Source organism: Brevundimonas sp. NPDC090276 (genome assembly GCF_044772165.1).
Classification (GTDB): domain Bacteria; phylum Pseudomonadota; class Alphaproteobacteria; order Caulobacterales; family Caulobacteraceae; genus Brevundimonas.
In genome coordinates this window covers 270,760-288,096 of the sequence record NZ_JBIVYK010000001.1, presented here as the reverse complement: position 1 = coordinate 288,096, position 17,337 = coordinate 270,760, and the positions used below count along the sequence as shown (strand labels likewise).

17 protein-coding genes are annotated in these 17,337 nt (G+C 68.9%); 3 read left to right on the top strand and 14 right to left on the bottom strand.

The genetic code is table 11. The features are described 5' to 3' along the window. Positions 1-10 precede the first annotated feature (10 nt). The 11 genes from truB to htpX all read right to left on the bottom strand — a co-directional run bounded on the left by truB (position 11) and on the right by htpX (position 13,192). Positions 11-943, bottom strand: a complete 933-nt coding sequence (truB, locus tag ACIQTU_RS01365) for a tRNA pseudouridine(55) synthase TruB (protein WP_400541208.1) — start codon at positions 941-943, stop codon at positions 11-13. After that, a complete protein-coding gene (gene rbfA / locus ACIQTU_RS01360) occupies positions 943-1,398 on the bottom strand; it encodes a 30S ribosome-binding factor RbfA (RefSeq protein WP_400541205.1) in 456 nt (151 codons plus the stop codon). The genes truB and rbfA overlap by 1 nt, the downstream gene beginning before the upstream one ends. Positions 1,399-1,460: 62 nt before the next feature. Beyond that, on the bottom strand, positions 1,461-2,165 hold the full coding sequence (locus tag ACIQTU_RS01355; protein WP_400541202.1) for a DUF2459 domain-containing protein: 705 nt from the start codon (positions 2,163-2,165) through the stop codon (positions 1,461-1,463). A 7-nt stretch (positions 2,166-2,172) separates the two neighbouring features. Next, on the bottom strand, positions 2,173-2,697 hold the full coding sequence (locus tag ACIQTU_RS01350) for a hypothetical protein (RefSeq protein WP_400541199.1): 525 nt from the start codon (positions 2,695-2,697) through the stop codon (positions 2,173-2,175). Between the two features lie 141 nt (positions 2,698-2,838). Then, positions 2,839-5,874 carry a translation initiation factor IF-2 gene (infB, locus tag ACIQTU_RS01345; RefSeq protein ID WP_400541196.1) on the bottom strand — a complete coding sequence of 1,012 codons (3,036 nt, stop codon included), beginning with the start codon at positions 5,872-5,874 and terminating at the stop codon, positions 2,839-2,841. A 79-nt stretch (positions 5,875-5,953) separates the two neighbouring features. Next, a complete protein-coding gene (locus tag ACIQTU_RS01340; protein ID WP_400541193.1) occupies positions 5,954-6,658 on the bottom strand; it encodes an RNA-binding protein in 705 nt (234 codons plus the stop codon). A gap of 18 nt (positions 6,659-6,676) precedes the next feature. After that, positions 6,677-8,401, bottom strand: coding sequence for a transcription termination factor NusA (gene nusA / locus ACIQTU_RS01335; RefSeq protein ID WP_400541190.1), 1,725 nt, complete (start codon positions 8,399-8,401; stop codon positions 6,677-6,679). Next, positions 8,401-8,997 (bottom strand): ribosome maturation factor RimP, encoded by a 597-nt coding sequence (gene rimP, locus ACIQTU_RS01330; RefSeq protein ID WP_400541187.1) that lies wholly within the window; start codon positions 8,995-8,997, stop codon positions 8,401-8,403. The genes nusA and rimP overlap by 1 nt, the downstream gene beginning before the upstream one ends. A gap of 139 nt (positions 8,998-9,136) precedes the next feature. After that, positions 9,137-11,071 (bottom strand): methyl-accepting chemotaxis protein, encoded by a 1,935-nt coding sequence (locus tag ACIQTU_RS01325; RefSeq protein ID WP_400541184.1) that lies wholly within the window; start codon positions 11,069-11,071, stop codon positions 9,137-9,139. A 334-nt stretch (positions 11,072-11,405) separates the two neighbouring features. Continuing rightward, positions 11,406-12,155, bottom strand: coding sequence for a tRNA (guanosine(46)-N7)-methyltransferase TrmB (gene trmB / locus ACIQTU_RS01320; protein ID WP_400541181.1), 750 nt, complete (start codon positions 12,153-12,155; stop codon positions 11,406-11,408). 53 nt (positions 12,156-12,208) lie between these two features. Further along, positions 12,209-13,192, bottom strand: a complete 984-nt coding sequence (gene htpX / locus ACIQTU_RS01315; RefSeq protein ID WP_400541178.1) for a zinc metalloprotease HtpX — start codon at positions 13,190-13,192, stop codon at positions 12,209-12,211. An 85-nt stretch (positions 13,193-13,277) separates the two neighbouring features. Here htpX and ACIQTU_RS01310 point away from each other — a divergent pair, with 85 nt between their 5' ends. Next, a complete protein-coding gene (locus ACIQTU_RS01310; RefSeq protein WP_400541175.1) occupies positions 13,278-13,538 on the top strand; it encodes a DUF1674 domain-containing protein in 261 nt (86 codons plus the stop codon). Between the two features lie 84 nt (positions 13,539-13,622). Then, the gene (locus ACIQTU_RS01305; RefSeq protein ID WP_400541172.1) at positions 13,623-14,369 is read left to right on the top strand and encodes a hypothetical protein; all 747 of its coding nucleotides are present in this window, start codon (positions 13,623-13,625) and stop codon (positions 14,367-14,369) included. Positions 14,370-14,440: 71 nt separating this feature from the next. Here the strand turns inward: ACIQTU_RS01305 and pyrF are convergent, their stop codons facing one another. Beyond that, complete coding sequence (gene pyrF / locus ACIQTU_RS01300) at positions 14,441-15,175, bottom strand: orotidine-5'-phosphate decarboxylase (protein WP_400541169.1); 735 nt, start codon at positions 15,173-15,175, stop codon at positions 14,441-14,443. Positions 15,176-15,274: 99 nt separating this feature from the next. Here pyrF and ACIQTU_RS01295 point away from each other — a divergent pair, with 99 nt between their 5' ends. Then, positions 15,275-15,973 (top strand): MarC family protein, encoded by a 699-nt coding sequence (locus ACIQTU_RS01295; protein WP_400541166.1) that lies wholly within the window; start codon positions 15,275-15,277, stop codon positions 15,971-15,973. Positions 15,974-15,976: 3 nt separating this feature from the next. Here the strand turns inward: ACIQTU_RS01295 and ACIQTU_RS01290 are convergent, their stop codons facing one another. After that, a complete protein-coding gene (locus ACIQTU_RS01290; RefSeq protein ID WP_400541163.1) occupies positions 15,977-16,759 on the bottom strand; it encodes an SDR family NAD(P)-dependent oxidoreductase in 783 nt (260 codons plus the stop codon). A gap of 34 nt (positions 16,760-16,793) precedes the next feature. Further along, entirely contained in the window at positions 16,794-17,267 is a 474-nt protein-coding gene (locus ACIQTU_RS01285; protein ID WP_400541160.1) for an Rrf2 family transcriptional regulator, read from the bottom strand. Between the last annotated feature and the right edge of the window lie 70 nt (positions 17,268-17,337).

Sequence of the window (17,337 nt, the reverse complement as noted above, 5' to 3'; positions counted from 1 at the left end):
AAAACGAGCGCTAGGGGAGATTGAAAACGCGGTCGGGTTCTAGCCGACCGGCCCGCAGGGTGCAGAGGGCGACCAGGGTCTCTCCCACGAAGGCCGACACCGTGCGCGAACCGGCGGAAAGCTGGCTCTTCAAGGTCTCAACCTGACGGGGGAGCAGAACGATCGGCCGTCCCTGCCTCAGCGAGAAGGCGTCCTGTTCCGTGACGGCCAGATCCGGGATGTCGTCCAGAGCGGTCGAAACGGGCAGCAAGCCCTCCAAGGCGGCGCCCTTATGCGCCAGATCGGCGAGAAAATCCAGAGTGACGGCGTTCTCGGTCGAGAACGGCCCCACCCGCTCGCGCCGCAGGGCCGAAACGTGTCCCTCGGCGCCCAGCATGGCGGCCAGGTCGCGCGCCAGCGAGCGGACATAGACGCCCTTGCCGGTCCGCATGGTGATTTCGACGTGGTCGGCGTCCGGGGCGTCGGTCACCGCCGCCTCATGGATCATGACCTTGCGGGCTTCCAGCTCGAACTCGGCGCCGTCACGCGCCAGATCATAGGCGCGCTCGCCGTTGACGCGGATGGCCGAGAACTGGGGCGGGACCTGATCGATCTCGCCGACGAAGGCCGGCAGGGCCGCCTTCACCGCCTCGACCGAGGGCCGCACGTCCGAGCGGGCGATGATCTCGCCCTCACGGTCGATGCTGTCGGTCGAGATACCCCAGTGGATGGTGAAGCGATAGACCTTCTCGGCGTCCATCATGAAGGGCACGGTCTTGGTCGCCTCGCCCAGCGCGATGGGCAGGATGCCCGAGGCCAGGGGGTCCAAGGTCCCGGCGTGGCCGGCCTTCTGGGCGTCGAACAGGCGGCGGACCTTGGTCACCGCCTCGGTCGAGCCCATCTCATAGGCCTTGTCCAGGCAGACCCAGCCGTTGACGATCTCGCCCTTCTTGCGGCGGCCCATCAGGCCTGACCTTCGTCTTCGTCCGCACGTTCAACGTCGGCGCGGACGCGCGGATCGTCCATCAACCGATCCATGTAGCTGGCCGCCTCGAAGCTCTCGTCGTGGCGGAACTTCAGGTCCGGCGTGTACTTCATGTCAATGTGGCGTCCCAACTGGCCGCGCAGGAATTTGGCGTGGGTGTTCAGCGCCTTGATGATGGTCGACTCCTGCCCCGCCGTCACGGCCGCCTCGACGCCCGCGCCCAGGGGCTCGACGAAGCAGGTAGCGTGGCGCAGGTCCGGCGACAGCCGCACCTCGGTCACGGTGATCGACACGCCCAGCAGGGCTTCGTCGTGGATCTCCTGCTCGCGCAGCACGTCGACCAGGGCGTGGCGGATCAGTTCGCCGGCGCGCAGTTGGCGCTGCGACGGGCCCATCGGTCCGGTGGCGTTGCGGGTATGTTGTTTGCGGCTCATGGCGCGCCTCCCTTGTCGCTCGCCGGGGATCGGACGCCGGCTGAAAAAGCGAAGGGCGCGGTCTAGTCGCGGACGGGCTGCAAGTCCAGCTTGGCCGCATCGGCCTGACCGCGGGCGGCGGTCCGCATCACCTCGCCCGAGGTCACCGCGCGGAAGGGTCGGACCGGCAGTCCCGCGGCCGACAGCAGCTCCGCCGTCCAGTGGTTGCACAGGTGGCCGATCCAGAAGGTCTCGCGGCTCTTGAAGAAGCGGGCGTCGTCGCCGGGCCGGGCCGCCGCCAGGATCGGACGCCCCGTCGCGTCCCTCTCCAGCGAGACCTCGACCCGCGTTCGAAGCGCCGCCATGCCCGCCGCCGACAACCTCAGCGCCTGCCGGTCCTCAGGTCGGAACCGCCGCGTCGGATCGCGCGCCTCGGGGTCCAGCATGACGACCGAGGCGTTGCCCGGCGCAAAGAAGGCGCGAGCGCCATCGGCCAGCCGGCCCGGGATCGGGCTCTGATCGACATAGAAGGTCGCGTCGCCCCAGCCGACCAGAACCCAGTCGCCGGGGGCCAGACCCGCCGTCGCTGCGGCCAGGGCCCCTCCCCCGTCCATCAGGGCCGCGCGCGGCACGGCCAGGTCGGTGTGGAAACCGTTGTCGAGCAGATAGACGGTTACGCCCGGCTCGCCCGGCGCCCCAGGGAAAAGAGCCGGATCGCCGGGCCGTGTCAGCGTCCACAGGGCGGCGATCAGGCCGATCAGGGCCGCGATCAAAAACCGGCCCGGCACGCGATCTTCAGTTCGGGCCAAAGGCCAGGGGGGCGTCCTTGGCCGGGCCGGCCCCCTGCTGCGTCGCCCATTCGCCGCGATAGTCGTAATTCAGTTGAACGCAGTGGCGGTACTGACCGTCGCTCCAACGTCCCACGGCGTGCATGGTCATGGGGCGGCCGGCCTTGACCCGCCCGATCACGACCCAGCTTTCATCCGCGCCAGGGCACAGGGCGCGGGCCAGGCCCCGACCGTCGCCTTCCTGCACGATGGCATAGACGCCGCTCTCGCTGGCCCCCGCCGGCAAGGCGCGTCGCACGGCGTCGGGTCCGCCCCGCTCGAACCGCGCCGACCCGCGAGAGGTGCTGGAAAACAGATTGCGCACCGCCACGGCCCCGAACAGGCCCCGCTCGACCTCCAGGGTCACGCCGCGCGTCAGAGCCTGGGTCGTGCGGTCGCGCGCGTCAAAAGCCAGAAAGCGGGTGTCGGCGGCGGCCGCGCCAGAGACGGCGGAGGCGGCGACAAGCACCAAGATCAGGATGTGGCGGCGCATGGCGACCCTTGCTTGAACGCCCCCCGGCGACGCCGCGACCCTAAAGGCCTCCGCGCTCGCCGTGAAGCCTTGGCGCCAAAAGACAAAGGGCGCGGTCCCTTTCGAGACCGCGCCCTGACGCCTTGAGCGAACTCAGACGTATTAGTCGAGGGTGCGCTTGACCGATTCCACGGTGAAGCACTCGATGTAGTCACCTTCCTTGATGTCCTGGAAGCCCTGGAACTGCATGCCGCATTCCTGGCCCGAGGGCACCTCGTTGACCTCGTCCTTGAAGCGCTTGAGCGTGTTGAGAACGCCCAGTTCCAGCACCACCACGTCGTCGCGGATGATGCGGACGCGCGCGCCCTTGCGGACCACGCCTTCCGACACCCGGCAGCCGGCGATCTTGCCGACCTTGGTGATGTCGAAGACCTGCAGCACCTTGGCGTTGCCGAGGAAGGTTTCGCGCTGGAGCGGCGCCAGCATGCCCGAGAGCACGCCCTTAATGTCATCCAGCAGGTCGTAGATGATCGAGTAGTAGCGGATTTCGACGCCTTCGCGGTCGGCCAGTTCGCGCGCCTGCTTGGACGCACGAACGTTGAAGCCAAGGATCGGCGCCCCGGCCGACTTGGCCAGGTTGACGTCGCTCTCGGTGATGCCGCCGGCGCCCGTATAGACGACACGGGCGCGCACTTCCTCGTTGCCCATCTTCTCCAGCGAGGCCGAGATGGCCTCGCCCGAACCCTGGACGTCCGACTTGATGACGACCGGCAGCTCGTTGACCTTCTTGGACTGGAGCTTGGACATCATGTCGGCCAGCGACAGGCTGCCGCCCGAGACCTGGGCCTTTTCGCGCTTCACGCGCTCACGGTATTCCGTCAGCTCGCGGGCGCGGGCCTCGCTCTCCACCACGGCGAAGACGTCGCCCGGCGAGGGCGCTTCCGACAGGCCGAGGATCTCGACCGGCACGGACGGACCGGCTTCGGTCAGTTGCGTGTTGCGTTCGTCCAGCAGGGCGCGCGCCTTACCCCAGGCGGAGCCGGCCACGACGATGTCGCCACGCTTCAGCGTGCCGCGCTTGACCAGGACGGTGGCGACCGGGCCGCGGCCCTTGTCCAGCTTGGCCTCGATGACCACGCCTTCGGCCGAACGGTCCGGGTTGGCGCGAAGGTCCATGACCTCGGCCTGCAGCAGGATGGCATTGATCAGACCGTCAAGATTGATGCGGTTCTTGGCCGACACCTCGATGATCTGGGTGTCGCCGCCCAGGCTTTCGGCGATGACCTCGTGCTGCAGCAGCTCGTTGACCACCTTCTGGGAGTTGGCCTCGGGCTTGTCGATCTTGTTGACCGCGACGATCAGGGGCGCGTTGGCCGCCTTGGCGTGACGGATGGCTTCGATCGTCTGCGGCATGACGCCGTCGTCGGCGGCCACGACCAGGACCACGATGTCGGTGACGTTGGCGCCGCGCGCCCGCATCGCCGAGAAGGCGGCGTGGCCCGGAGTGTCAAGGAAGGTGACGCGTTGGCCGTCTTCCAGACGCACCTGATAGGCGCCGATGTGCTGGGTGATGCCGCCGGCTTCACCGCCGGCGACGTCGGTCGTCCGCAGTGCGTCCAGCAGCGAGGTCTTGCCGTGGTCGACGTGGCCCATGATGGCCACGACCGGGGCGCGCAGCGTGGTGGCTTCCTCGTCGTCGGCCTCGGCGATGAAGCCGGTTTCGACGTCGGATTCCGACACGCGCTTGACCGTCATGCCGAACTCTTCGGCCACCAGTTCGGCGGTGTCGGAGTCGATCACGTCGTTGATCTTCATCATCATGCCCTGACGCATCAGGAACTTGATGATGTCGACGCCGCGGACGGCCATCCGGTTGGACAGCTCCTGCACGGTGATGACGTCGGGGATGACCACTTCGCGCGCCGTGCGCGGCTCGTCCGTGGACCCGCCCTTGCGCTTTTCCTTCTCGCGTTCGCGCGCCCGGCGGACCGAGGCCAGCGAGCGCATACGCTCGGCGGTGTCGCCGTCGCCGGCGACCGACTGAATGGTCAGGCGGCCTTCACGGCGCTTCGGCTCGCCACGGGTGCGGCTGACCGCCTTGCCGGCGTCCGAGAAACGCTTGTCACGATCATCGTCACGACCGACCGGACGACCGAAGCCGACGCCCGGAGCGCGGCTGGGACGGGCGACGTCGGGCGTGGCGGGCGGAGCGTTCGGAGCCGGACGGCCGCCGGGGCCGGTGCGGGCGGCGCCAGGACGAGCGGCGCCGGGCGCCGGTTTCGGGTTCAGGGCCGAATAGCGGACGGTCTGGCTGGCGGCCGGACGGGCGCCCTGCGGACGATCACCCTGGGGGCGACCGCCTTGCGGACGATCCGAAGCCTGCGAACGGTCGGATTGCGGACGATCGCCGTCGCCCATGGCCTGTTCGCGGGCCGAGCGGCCGCCGAAGGCGGGACGCTCGATCGGCGCACGACCGGTCGGGATCTTGGGGGCGCGTTGGCCGAAGTTGACCACCGGACGCGCAGGCGCTGCCGGACGCGGGGCCGGCGCGGCCGGAGCCGGGGTCGGCGCGGGCGTCGGGGCCGGCACGATCGGCTTGGGCAGCTCGACCTTGGGCAGTTCAACCCTGGGCGCGGCAGGCTTGACCGGAGCGGCCGGCGGCGCGGCGGCCGTCAGCTTGGCCGCTTCGGCGCGGGCGGCGTCGGCAGCAGCCTTGGCGGCGGCGGCTTCGGCGCGGGCGGCTTCCGCGGCCTTCTCGGCGGCGGCGGCCTGATCGCGCTGGGCGGCTTCGCGCGCGGCCTTTTCAGCCACGGCGGCGCGTTCGCGCTCAGCCTGAGCCTGGGTGGCCAGGGCGATGGCGCGGCGACGGGCCTCCTGTTCCTCGACCGACAGGGCGCCGCCGGCCGGACCGCCGCGAGGCGCATTGCCGCGCGGCGCGTTGGAACCGCCCTGATCGGCGCGCGGACGCGACACGTCGAAGCCCTGCGGACGCTGATGTCCGGGAGCAGCGCCGGCGCGACGCTTCGTCTCGACGACCACGGTCTTGGACCGTCCATGGCTGAAGCTCTGCTTCACGGTGCCGGTCGAGACCGATCCCGCGGCGCGCGGCTTCAGGCTCAGCGGAGCGCGCGGCCCCGTTTGAGAAGGCGCGTTGGCAGGGGTCTTACCGTCTTCGGTCTTGTCGTTTTCGTCGCTCATCCGGTCGCTTTACTCGGGGCGGAGAATTCCGCCATCGTCTCGTCAAACACCCATAGCCGGGCGTGGTCCCGCTCCCTGGTCAGGAAACAGGTCCTCGCCCGCCAAAAGCCTCAGGCTCTCGTTCCGGGGTCTCGCCCCGGTCGTCCTCGGCGCCGTCGCCGGGACCGTCCCGGCGCCAGCTCTCTGGACGCAGAGGCCGAAATCCCGCCAATCGCTCGACCTCGATGGTCCAGCGATCGGCTCGCCCGCCTTTCAGCAGGACGGCGTGTATCGCATTTTCCAGCCCAAGGGCCAAACTCAAATCGTCCGCGCTGAAAGCACCGCAAATTTTGGGCGCCGGGGACGGATGTTTCGCCAAGGCCAGAAGCTTGCCCCGACCGTCGGCGGCGCCGTCAGCGGCCTCGATGACCCAAGCGGCGCGTCCGCCACGAATGGCGGCGGCGCTCTTTTCAAAGCCAGAGATAAGCACGCCTTCGCGCCGGGCAAGGCCCAGTTGGTCGAGACAGCGCCGAACCAGCAGCTTCTCGACCATGTCGGCCAGGTCCGGGGCGGGTTTCAGCGGCGCCTTGGCCGACCGCGCGAACAGGTTCTTCTTCACCGCCGTCTCGACCGAAGCCCGCGAGGCTTCGACCCAGAGGCCGCGGCCCGGCAGCTTGCGCGCCAGGTCGGGAGCGACCGAGCCGTCCGGCGCCGGCACGAAGCGGATCAGGCGAGATTCATCGAGAACCTGGCGGGTCACCAGGTCCTGACGGTCTCTATCGATCAGCGCCTCGGTCGAAGTCATGGACGGCTGCGGCTCCCATCAGTCTTGCGAAGGCTCGAGGTCTTCAGCGAAGACCTCCGCATCGACATCAACGGCTTCAGCCTCGTACTCGGCGCCGTCTTCACCGGCTTCGGCGAAGATTTCTTCCTCGTACTCGGGCTCTTCGACCTGCGGCAGCTCCGAGGCGTCGATCCAGCCGGCGGCCACGCGGGCCTGCAGGATCAGCAGCTCGGCGTCCTGCTGCGACAGGTTGAAGCTCTCCAGAACGCCCGGAACCTTCACGCGCTCACCGTTGCGGACTTCATAGCCCCCGCGGATCTCGTCGGTGGCCAGGTCGGCCAGGTCCTCGACCGTCTTCACCCCGCCTTCGCCCAGGGCGACGGCGATGGCGCCGGTGACGCCCGGCACGTCCAGAACCGCATCCTCGACGCCCAGGGCGACGCGCTTGGCGTCCAGCTCGGCGGCCTTGCGGTCCAGGTATTCGCGGGCGCGGGTCTGCAGCTCTTCTGCGGTGTCCTCGTCGAAGCCTTCGATCTCGGCGACTTCGTAGGATTCCACGAAGGCAAGGTCTTCGATGGTGGCGAAGCCTTCAGTGACCAGCAACTGGGCGATGGTTTCGTCGACGTCCAGGGCTTCCTGGAACAGGGCGGTCCGCTCGGCGAACTCCTTCTGGCGACGCTCCGAGTCCTGCGACTCGGTGATGATGTCGATCTGCCAGCCGGTCAGCTGCGAGGCCAGGCGCACGTTCTGGCCGCGACGGCCGATGGCCAGCGACAGTTGCTCGTCCGGCACCACGACTTCAACGCGGTCAGCGTCTTCGTCCATGACCACCTTGGCCACTTCGGCCGGGGCCAGGGCGTTGACGATGAAGGTGGGCTCGTCGTCGTTCCACTGGATGATGTCGATCTTCTCGCCCTGCAGTTCGGCGACGACCGCCTGAACGCGCGAGCCGCGCATGCCGACGCAGGCGCCGACGGGGTCGATCGAGCTGTCGTTCGACAGGACGGCCATCTTGGCGCGCGAACCGGCGTCGCGGGCGGCGGCGCGGATCTCGATCACGCCGTCATAGACTTCCGGCACTTCCTGGGCGAACAGCTTGGCCATGAAGCCCGGGTGGGCGCGCGACAGCATGACCTGCGGGCCCTTGGCCTCGGGACGCACGTCGTAGATGTAGGTGCGGACGCGGTCGCCGACGTTGAACACTTCGCGCGGGATCGACTGATCGCGACGCATAATGCCTTCGCCACGGCCCAGGTCGACGATGGTGTTGCCGTATTCGACGCGCTTGACCGTGCCGTTGACGATCTCGCCGACGCGATCCTTGAATTCTTCGTACTGGTTGGCGCGCTCGGCCTCGCGGACCTTGCCGGTCACGACCTGGCGGGCCATCTGGGTCTGGACGCGGCCGAACTCGAACGGCGGCAAGACCTCGACGTATTCCTTGCCGACCTCGGCTTCCGGGTCGCGCTTGGAGGCGTCGCGCAGGCGCACCATGGCGCTGTCGTTGAACTCTTCCAGCTCGTCTTCCGGCTGCCAGTCGTCCGGTACGATGGTGACGTGGCGGGTCAGCGACAGTTCGCCGGTCTTGTGGTCGATCTTGGCGCGGATGTCGTGATGGGCGCCGTAACGCGACTTGGCGCCCTTCTGGATCGCCTCCTCGATCGCCTCGATGACGATTTCCTTGTCGATGTTCTTCTCACGCGCGACGGCGTCGGCGATCGAGAGCAGTTCGAGACGGTTGGCGGAAATACCGGTGACGGCCATCAGGCGTTGTCCTTGGTCGAGGTCGGGGTGGTTTGTTCGTCTTCAGCCGCGCCTTCCGGCAGGCCGTCGTCTTCGGGTTCGCCGCGCGCCGCGCGCAGGGCCGCGCCCCGCTTCAGCAGCTCGTCGGTGAGCACCAGCTTGGCGTCCGCGATCCACTCGAAGGGGATCAGGGCCGTGTCTTCCTCGCCGTCCAGATCGATGGCGACGTTGTCGCCCTCGGTCCCGGCCAGGATTCCCTTGAAGCGCTTGCGCCCCTCGACCATGCGGTCGGTTTCAAGGCGGGCCTCATAGCCTTCGAAAAGGTCGAAATCGATCAGTCGGGTCAGCGGCCGGTCGATGCCGGGCGACGAGACTTCCAGCAGGTATTCGCCGCTGATGGGGTCGGCGGCGTCGAACACTTCCGACACGGCGCGCGACAGACGGGCGCATTCCTCGACCGAGATGTCGTGGTCAGTCACGCGCTCGGCCATGATCTGCAGGCGACGACGCAGGGTGCCGCCCATCAGGCGCACGCGCACGACGGCCAGCCCCAGGCTCTCGGCCACGGGGTCGATCATCTCCAGCAGGGCGCGGTCTTCAGCGGTCTTGGCGCGCAAGGGTCAGGTCCAAATACAAAAGCGGCGGTCCGTCCGGGCCGCCGCTTGAAACGACGCCGTTGGACGCCGGTCTAACGATGTGAGCGGTCATATAGGCGAAAGCGGGGGCCGTGTCAGCCCCCGCCGTCGTCAGACCCGATCAGAACTCCTCCCAGCCGTCGGTGACCACCGCCAGGGCGGGCTTGCGGGCGGCGCCGCCGGCGCGCAGGGCAGCGACCGTCTGGGCCACTGGCTGCGGCGCGCGAACTGGCGCCGAAGCCGGCTTCTTCACAGCGACCGGGGCCGCGGCATGGCCGGTGCGGAAGCGCGACACCGAGGCGGCCAGGACGTCGGCCTCCTGCGACAGCGAGTGGCTGGCGGCGGTCGACTGCTCGACCATCGCCGCGTTCTGCTGGGTCACCTGATCCATCTGGTTCACGGCGGTGTTGACCTGTTGCAGGCCGGTGGCCTGTTCCTGGGCCGAGGCCGAGATTTCCGAGACCAGGCCGTCGATTTCGGCCACGCGGCTGACGATGCGCTGCAGGGCCTCGCCCGTCTGGCCGACCAGGCTGACGCCCGCGCCGACCTGCTGGCCCGAGGCCGAGATCAGGGTCTTGATCTCCTTGGCGGCTTCGGCCGAGCGCTGGGCCAGGGCCCGGACTTCCGAGGCGACCACGGCGAAGCCGCGACCGGCGTCGCCCGCACGGGCGGCCTCGACCCCGGCGTTCAGGGCCAGAAGATTGGTCTGGAAGGCGATCTCGTCGATGACGCCGATGATGTTGCCGATCTGGGCCGAGGACTGCTCGATGGCGTTCATGGCCTCGACGGCGTCGCGGACGATGACGCCGCTCTTCTCGGCGTCGCCGCGCGCGGACTGGACCACGCCCGAAGCTTGCCGTGCGCCGTCGGCGGTGCGGTTCACCGTGGCGGTGATCTCGTCCAGGGCGGCGGCGGTTTCCTCAAGACTGGCGGCTTGCTGCTCGGTGCGGCGCGACAGGTCGTCGGAGGCCTGGCTGATCTCGCTGGAGCCCGAACGGATGGCGGCGACGTTGTCGACGACCACGGCGACCGCCTGCTCCAGCTGTGCGATGGCGGTGTTGAAGTCGGTCTTCAACTGTTCCGAACGCGCAGCCACCTGGGCCGTCATGCGGTGCGTCAGGTCGCCATTGGCCATGGCCTGCAGGCCCTGCCCCAGAGCCGTCACAGCGATACGGTCTTCCTCGGCGGTGCGGGCCTTCTCGGCCTCGACGCGGGCGCGTTCTTCCTCGGCGGCGGCGCGCTGGGCGGCGGCCTCGGCTTCCAGTCGCTCATTGGCGATGGCGGCGTCCTTGAAGGCCAGCAGGGCGCTCGCCATCTCGCCAACCTCGTCCTTGCGGCCCACGGCGGGCACCACGATGGTCTTGTCGCCGCCGGCCAGACGACGCATGGCCGAGGTCATGGCGGCGATCGGCGCAGCGATCATCCGGGCCAGTCCAAAGCCGAACAGAATCGACAGGCCGAGTGCAGCCAGAACGCCGACGCCGAGGGCGATCTTGGTGGTGGCGAAGGCCTGGCTCTGATCCTCGACAGCCGCCGCCTTGCGAGCGGCCTGGGCCTGAACAATCGTATCGAAAGCGGCGTCGATCGGCTCCATCATCTGGGTCGGAATATTGCTTTCCGTCAGGGCCAGGGCCTCGGCACGGGTTGCAGGATTGCCGGCCAGACGGATTTCGGGATCAATGACGGCGTCCTGATAGGCCTTCACGGCCACCTCCAGGGCGTCGATACGCGTGCCAGCCCCATCGATATGGGCCGTCAGCGCCCTCATCTCGGCTATGCCGTCACGGAACAACGCCTTATGCGCCTCGACCCGCTGCAGATGCTCGGGCTTGGCGGTCAGGAGATAGGCGCGCACCCGGCTTTCCTGCTGGTCCACCGACCGCTTCAGCTGGCTGGTCTTGGCCGTGACGGTCTCGGCCAGGGCGACCGTTTCCTTGGCCTTCTCCAACTCGCGGACCTGCATGAAGACCACCGCGCCCAAGGCGACGATCACCGCCACGATCAGGGCGAAGGCGCCGGCCAGCTTTCGAGAAATTCGTACGTTGTCCAAGTTCACCGGGGGGAGGTCCTGTTACTGCAGTCGACGCACGCCGGCGAAACCGGCGCGAAATCAGGCATGGGGGTGGAAGGGGATCAGGCGGATCGACGGCCGGGGTCGGCGACGGATCTCACGGGACCCTGGACATGCGTGATCGACGGCGCAGTCGCCGCCTCCAGAGACGACGGCCGGTTCAACCCGCCGCCGATCATCTTCATCCGCATCACCGCGCACCCCTCGAGAAATCGAGGGGAAAATCCTTGATACGGGTAAACGTCAGGCGAAGCGCCGCCTGCGGACAATTCCTGAGCGTAATTACACGTAACGCCGGAACCTCACGACGCCCCTGACCCTAGGCGTCGCGCGCGAACTCCAGGAAGATCGGCGTGGTGTCGCCCAGCTTCTTTTCCTCATAGCGGGTGACGACGTGGTCGGCTGGGACGACGAACCAGTCTTCGCCCTCGGCCATGATGCGCGTCAGGCCCGGCGTGCGCGCCAGCCGCTCCAGCGCCCACTCGGCGTAGTCCAGCCAGTCGGTGACGAAGCGCACCCGGCCGCCCGGCTTCAACAGGCGGGCGATCTCGACCGCCGTCTCGTCCTGAAGCAGGCGGCGCTTGTTATGGCGGGCCTTGTGCCAGGGGTCGGGGAAGAGGATCATCACCCGGTCCAGCGAGGCGTCCGGCAGAGCCGCCATCACGGCGCGGGCGTCGTCGGCGTGCAGGCGCACGTTCTTCAGATCGCCCTCCTCGACATGGCGCAGAGCCGAGGCCACGCCGTTAAGGAAGGGCTCGCAGCCGATCATCAGGGCGTCGGGGTTGCGCGTCGCCTGTTCGGCCAGATGCTCGCCGCCGCCGAAGCCGATTTCGAGCCAGACCTCCCTGGCCTCGGGCATCAGGGCCAAGGGATCGATCGGACCCTTGCTCGGGTCCGGCACGGCGATCTGGGGCATCAGGGTGTCGAACAGGGCCGCCTGACGCGCCTTGATCGGCCGCGACTTGATCCGTCCGAACGAGCGCAGCGGGCCGTGGGCCTGGGCCCACTCGGGGCGGTCCTGATCAAAAGCGGGCTGATCGGCGGGCGGAAAGTCGGACTTGTCGGTCATGGCGCGCGCTCTAACCCCTTAAGGCCGCGCACGCAAAGGCGATCCGTGTGAGATCAACCCCAGGGGCCTCGCGGAGCGCTCGGCGCCGAAGGCGTCGTCGGCACGCTGGTCCGGGGCGCACTCGCGGTCGGAGCCGGCGCGGGCGCCACAGGGATAGAGGCCGCAGGTCGGCTCATGCCCATGCTTGCCCCCAGCTCCATCAGGGCGCGGACGCGATTACCCGTCGCCGGATGGGTCGAGAACAGGTTGTCGGCCCCCCTCCCGTTCAGCGGATTGATGATGAACATATGGGCCGTGGCCGGATTGCGCTCGGCCGGGGCGTTCACAGCCCCCCGGGCATAGGCCTCGATCTTCTGCAGGGCCGAGGCCAGGGCGTGGGGGTCCTTGGCGATCTCGGCGCCGACGCGGTCCGCCTCGTATTCGCGGGCGCGGCTGATGGCCATCTGCACCAGACCCGCCGCCATGGGCGCCAACAGCATCAGGGCGATGGTCCCGATCATGCCGCCCGGCCGCTCGCGGTCGTCGCCGCCGCCGCCGAAGAACATGGCGAAGTTGGCCAGCATGGCGATGGCGCCGGCCACCGTGGCCGTCACCGTCATGGTCAGGGTGTCGCGGTTCTTCACATGGGCCAGTTCGTGCGCCATCACCCCGCGCACCTCCTCGCGCGTCAGCATGTCCAGCAGGCCGCTGGTGGCGGCCACGGCGGCGTTCTGCGGATTGCGGCCGGTGGCGAAGGCGTTGGGCTGGTCGTTGGGGATGATGGTGATGGTCGGCAGGGGCAGACCCGCATCGCTCGCCATCTGCTTGACGTCGGCGACATAGGCCCGGACCACGGCGTTGGGGTGGGTCTCGTCCACCACCTGGGCCTTGTACATCTTCAGCACGATCTTGTCGGCGTTCCAGTAGCTGAACAGGTTCATCCCCGCCGCCACGAGCAGGGCGATCACCATGCCGGTCGCGCCGCCGATCAGATAGCCGATCCCCATGAACAGGGCGGTCATCACGGCCAGCAGGGCGAAGGTCTTGAGGTGGTTCATCGGGTCCGGGCGTCGTCAGGGGTGGCGAAGAAGTCCTGAACGTCTATGTGAGGCCCCGTATCCCCGCCCTCAAGGCAGTCCCCCTGTGACCGAACAGCCCACCCCGCCCCCCGCTGACGATGTAGACGGCGCCGCCGAACAGGCCCCCGCCTTCAACGCCGACGTGCCCCACGCGACGCCGGAGCGCCCCCTGAGCGAGGTCGCGCGCCGCGCCCTGCTGGAAGCGGCCGAACGTCGCAAGGCGAGCGAGGACCCGGTTCTGGACGCGGAGCACGGCGGTCCGCGCGGCCCCGAACCGACCCGCTACGGCGATTGGGAGAAGAAGGGCCTAGCCGTCGACTTCTGAGCGCGCCATTCGCGCAACGGGAGAAAATTGAACGCTTGCACCGAAACCGCATTAACCTTTGCGGCTGAAAAAAGGAGCGCGACCATGAAGGCTGTTCTGTCCATCGCTATCGGCGCGGCCTTGCTCGCCGCCGGAACCGCCGAGGCGCAAACGCGCCATGTCCGCCACAACGCCGCCTCCGGCCACGCCCGACAGGTCCATGTCGCGCGCGGCCCCATGGTCGAGAGCCGGGTCCAGACCTGGTACAGCGACACCGGCTGGCAGGGCGGTTACGGCCCGGTCGAGGCCTATGGCTATGGCTACGGTTACGGCGGCGCCGGTCAGCGCCCGCCCGTCGTGGTCGTCGCCCCGCAAGAGCCGATCCGTTCCGGATACAGCTACGGCGTCACCCGCTCCATGCCCTTCGGCTATGTCGTCGACGGCTATGGCCGCTATCCCTGGGCGCGCGGCTACGGATACGGCCAATACCCGCAGGGCCAGTATCAACAGGGCTATTATCAGGGCGGCTATGCTGCCGCGCCTCAACCGACCTACTACCAACCGGCTCCCGTCCATGTGAGCCAGCCCCCGGTCTATGTCTCGCAGCCGCCCATCTACGTGGCGCCACCGCCGGTCTATGTGCAGCCCGCCGAGGTCCGCGTTGCGCCCCCGCAGGTGAACGTGGCCCCGCCCCAGGTCTATGTCGAACCGCCGCGTGTCGAGACGGCGCCGCCGCAGGTGCATTTCGAACAGGGCTACTACGCCATGCCCGACGCGCCCCCTCCCCCGCCGCCGGCGCCGCGCTCGCCGACCGAGCGGCCTTATCTGCAGGAGCCGGGCGAGCGGGGCTGATCAGGACAAAGGGCGGTCCGCGCAAGGAGATCGCCCTTGTTGTTTCACGTGGATCAAAGGCTTGAGGGCGCTCAGATCAGGGCGATCTCCGCCGAGATCGCTTGCGCCGCCGCGCGCGGATCGGCCGAGGCGGTGATCGGACGGCCGATCACCAGATGGGTCGCGCCCGACTGCAGGGCGCTGGCCGGGGTCGCCGCGCGCGCTTGATCGTCCAGGGCCGCGCCCGTGGGCCTGACGCCCGGAGTCACGATCAGGAAGTCGTCGCGGCCCGCCGCCAGGGCGATCTCGCGCACGCGGCCCGCCTCATGCGGGCTGGAGACCACCCCGTGGATGCCGGCGTCCAGCGCCTGACGCACCCGCAGCTCGACCAGATCCGCCGCCGACAGGCTGTGATCGTCTGCCTTCAGATCATCTTCGGTCAGACTGGTCAGGACGGTGACGCCCAGAATCTTCAGGTCCGAACCCGCCGCGCCGCGCGCCGCCGCCGCCATGACCTGGGGCCGGGCGTGGACGGTCAGCAGGTCGCAGCCCGCATGGGCCAGCACCGCCGTCGCCTTCTCCACCGTCGCGCCGATGTCGTGCAGCTTCCAGTCCAGAAACACCTGATGGCCCGCCGCCTTCAGTTCGCGCGCCAGCCCCATGCCGTCGGAGGCGAACAGCTGCAGCCCGACCTTGTAGAAGCCGACCGCGTCGCCGATCCGCTCGACCAGAGCCCGCGCCTCGTCGGTCGTCGGCACGTCCAGGGCGCAGATGACGCGCGGATCAAACGGGCGATTGGCCAGGTCAATTGGATGGGCTTCGGACATTTCCGGCTCTCGGCGGGTTGCAGGCGCGCGCGGATGCCCCGATAGGTGGGACCAAGGGTCGCGGGGTCGCGCGGCGGGTTTTAAGGGCGGGACGAAGCAATGAACGCGGTCGATCTGGGGGTCAACCTGTTCGTGGCGCTGTTCGCGCTGCTGGACCCCATCGGCAATGTGCCGATCTTCGCCGCCGCCACCGCCGGGGCCTCGCTGCGTCAGCGCATCACGGTCTCGGCCATGATCTGCGGTTTTGCGGTCGCCTTCCTGGCCTTCTTCTTCTTCACCGGCCTGGGCCTGCTGCAGTTCTTCGGCATCTCCCTGGCCGCCTTCCGCATCGCCGGCGGCATCCTGCTGCTGCTACTGGGCCTGGACATGGCGCGCGAGGACTTCCTCAAGATCTTCGCCGACGCCGACGCCGTGACCGACGCCAAGGACGTGCGCGGCTACGCCAAGCGCCGCTTCAAGCGCCTGATCGTGCCCTTCGCCATCCCCCTGATGATCGGCCCCGGCGCCATCTCGGCCATCATCATCAACGCCGGCGAGGCCCAGAAGCTGGGCGCCGCGGGCTCGGCCGCCTCGTTGACCGCCATGGTCGCCGCCTGCGTCGTCACCTTCCTCTGCTTCGCCGCCACCGGCCCGATCAGCCGCATTCTCGGCGACGTCGGCATGGCCATCGTGGTCCGGGTTCTCGGCCTGATCCTGTGCGCCCTGGCCATCCAGTTCATCATCGCCGGCCTGGGCGAGGCCATCCCCGGCATGTTCAGCAGCGTCGTCACCGCCCCCTACCCCGCCGGCGGCCACTAGGTCCTAGAGGCGGTCCAGCCGTTTGGCGTGACCGCCGACCATCTTCAGCGCCAGGCTGTCGGGCAGCATCCCGCCCAGGGCCGCCAGCACATTATTGGCTGCGCCCGGCGTGACGCGCGGCCGGTTGGCCTCGACCGCCGCCCAGCCGATGCGGGCCACACGGTCGGCCTCCATCCACATCCATTTCGGATAGGCGCTCGACACCTGCTCGCGCGAGCCATTGACGTCGTGGAACTCGGTATATGTGTAGCCGGGGCACAGGGCGGTGACGTGGACGCCCGTCCCCTGGGTCTCCAGCCACAGGCCCTGCGAGGCCTTGATCAGGAAGCTCTTGATCGGCCCGTACAGGGTGTCGCCGCCGGTCGCGGGCATCTGTCCGGCCAGCGAGGCCACGTTCAGCACCCGACCCCAGCCGCGCGCCACCATGCCGGGCAGCAGCAGACGCGACAGCTCGACCGGCGCGGTCAGCATGACGCGAATCATGGCGGCGTGGTCGGCGGGATCGGTGGCGAGAAAGCCCGTGGTGCGGCTGAAGCCCGCATTGTTGATCAAGCCGTCGGCCTTGAGGCCTCGCGCGGTGATCGCCTCAAGCAGAGCGGCGGGCGCGCCCGGTTCGGCCAAATCGGCGACGACGACGCTGACCACAACGCCATGCTGCGCCGTCAACTCTTCCGCCAGGGCCGTCAGCGGCCCTTCGCGCCGCGCGGTCAGGATCAGGTCATGGCCCCGCCCCGCGCATTCGCGCGCCAAGGCCGCGCCGATGCCGGCGCTGGCCCCCGTGATCAAAATGGTCCTGCGGTGCTCCCCCAAGCGACGTCCGTCAGGCGGCGACGCTGGGACAGGCGGGGTGCGGCGCGAAATCGCGCAGCGAGACCGGATCGGCCTCCAGCAGGTCGGCGATGGTGATCTTGGCCAGGGCCGCGCCTGCGGCCTGATCGGCGGCGGTCAGGGCCTTGGCCACCTGACGCGGGATGTGCTCGCCGACGGGGCAGCCCTTGGCTCCGGCGGGGGTCGAACCCAGGTGGGCGCAACCGTTCACCGCCTTCAGCACCTCGTCCAGACGAATGGTCTCGGGCTGACGCAGCAGCCAGGACCCGCCCGAGGCGCCGGGGCGCGTGGCGATCAGTCCCGCCTTGGCCAGCAGGGCCGTCACCCGGCGGATGACCACCGGATTGGTCGGCACCGAGGCGGCCAGAACGGCACTGGGCGCGGCGTCGGCGGCCGAATAGGCGCCCTTGTGGGCCAGATAGGCCAGGGCGTGGGCGGCGACGGGGAATCTTTGGCTGTCAGACATCTTGATCAATGCTCCAGACTGGAAGGTAGGGCTTCCGGCGCCGTTTCACAAATCCATCCGCAACAAAAAC

What these genes read in the sequence shown, in the direction of transcription:
- truB (WP_400541208.1), bottom strand. Translation starts at nt 943, where the DNA reads ATGGGCCGCCGCAAGAAGGGCGAGATCGTCAACGGCTGGGTCTGCCTG.
- rbfA (WP_400541205.1), bottom strand. Translation starts at nt 1,398, where the DNA reads ATGAGCCGCAAACAACATACCCGCAACGCCACCGGACCGATGGGCCCG.
- ACIQTU_RS01350 (WP_400541199.1), bottom strand. Translation starts at nt 2,697, where the DNA reads ATGCGCCGCCACATCCTGATCTTGGTGCTTGTCGCCGCCTCCGCCGTC.
- infB (WP_400541196.1), bottom strand. Translation starts at nt 5,874, where the DNA reads ATGAGCGACGAAAACGACAAGACCGAAGACGGTAAGACCCCTGCCAAC.
- ACIQTU_RS01340 (WP_400541193.1), bottom strand. Translation starts at nt 6,658, where the DNA reads ATGACTTCGACCGAGGCGCTGATCGATAGAGACCGTCAGGACCTGGTG.
- nusA (WP_400541190.1), bottom strand. Translation starts at nt 8,401, where the DNA reads ATGGCCGTCACCGGTATTTCCGCCAACCGTCTCGAACTGCTCTCGATC.
- trmB (WP_400541181.1), bottom strand. Translation starts at nt 12,155, where the DNA reads ATGACCGACAAGTCCGACTTTCCGCCCGCCGATCAGCCCGCTTTTGAT.
- htpX (WP_400541178.1), bottom strand. Translation starts at nt 13,192, where the DNA reads ATGAACCACCTCAAGACCTTCGCCCTGCTGGCCGTGATGACCGCCCTG.
- ACIQTU_RS01305 (WP_400541172.1), top strand. Translation starts at nt 13,623, where the DNA reads ATGAAGGCTGTTCTGTCCATCGCTATCGGCGCGGCCTTGCTCGCCGCC.
- pyrF (WP_400541169.1), bottom strand. Translation starts at nt 15,175, where the DNA reads ATGTCCGAAGCCCATCCAATTGACCTGGCCAATCGCCCGTTTGATCCG.
- ACIQTU_RS01295 (WP_400541166.1), top strand. Translation starts at nt 15,275, where the DNA reads ATGAACGCGGTCGATCTGGGGGTCAACCTGTTCGTGGCGCTGTTCGCG.
- ACIQTU_RS01285 (WP_400541160.1), bottom strand. Translation starts at nt 17,267, where the DNA reads ATGTCTGACAGCCAAAGATTCCCCGTCGCCGCCCACGCCCTGGCCTAT.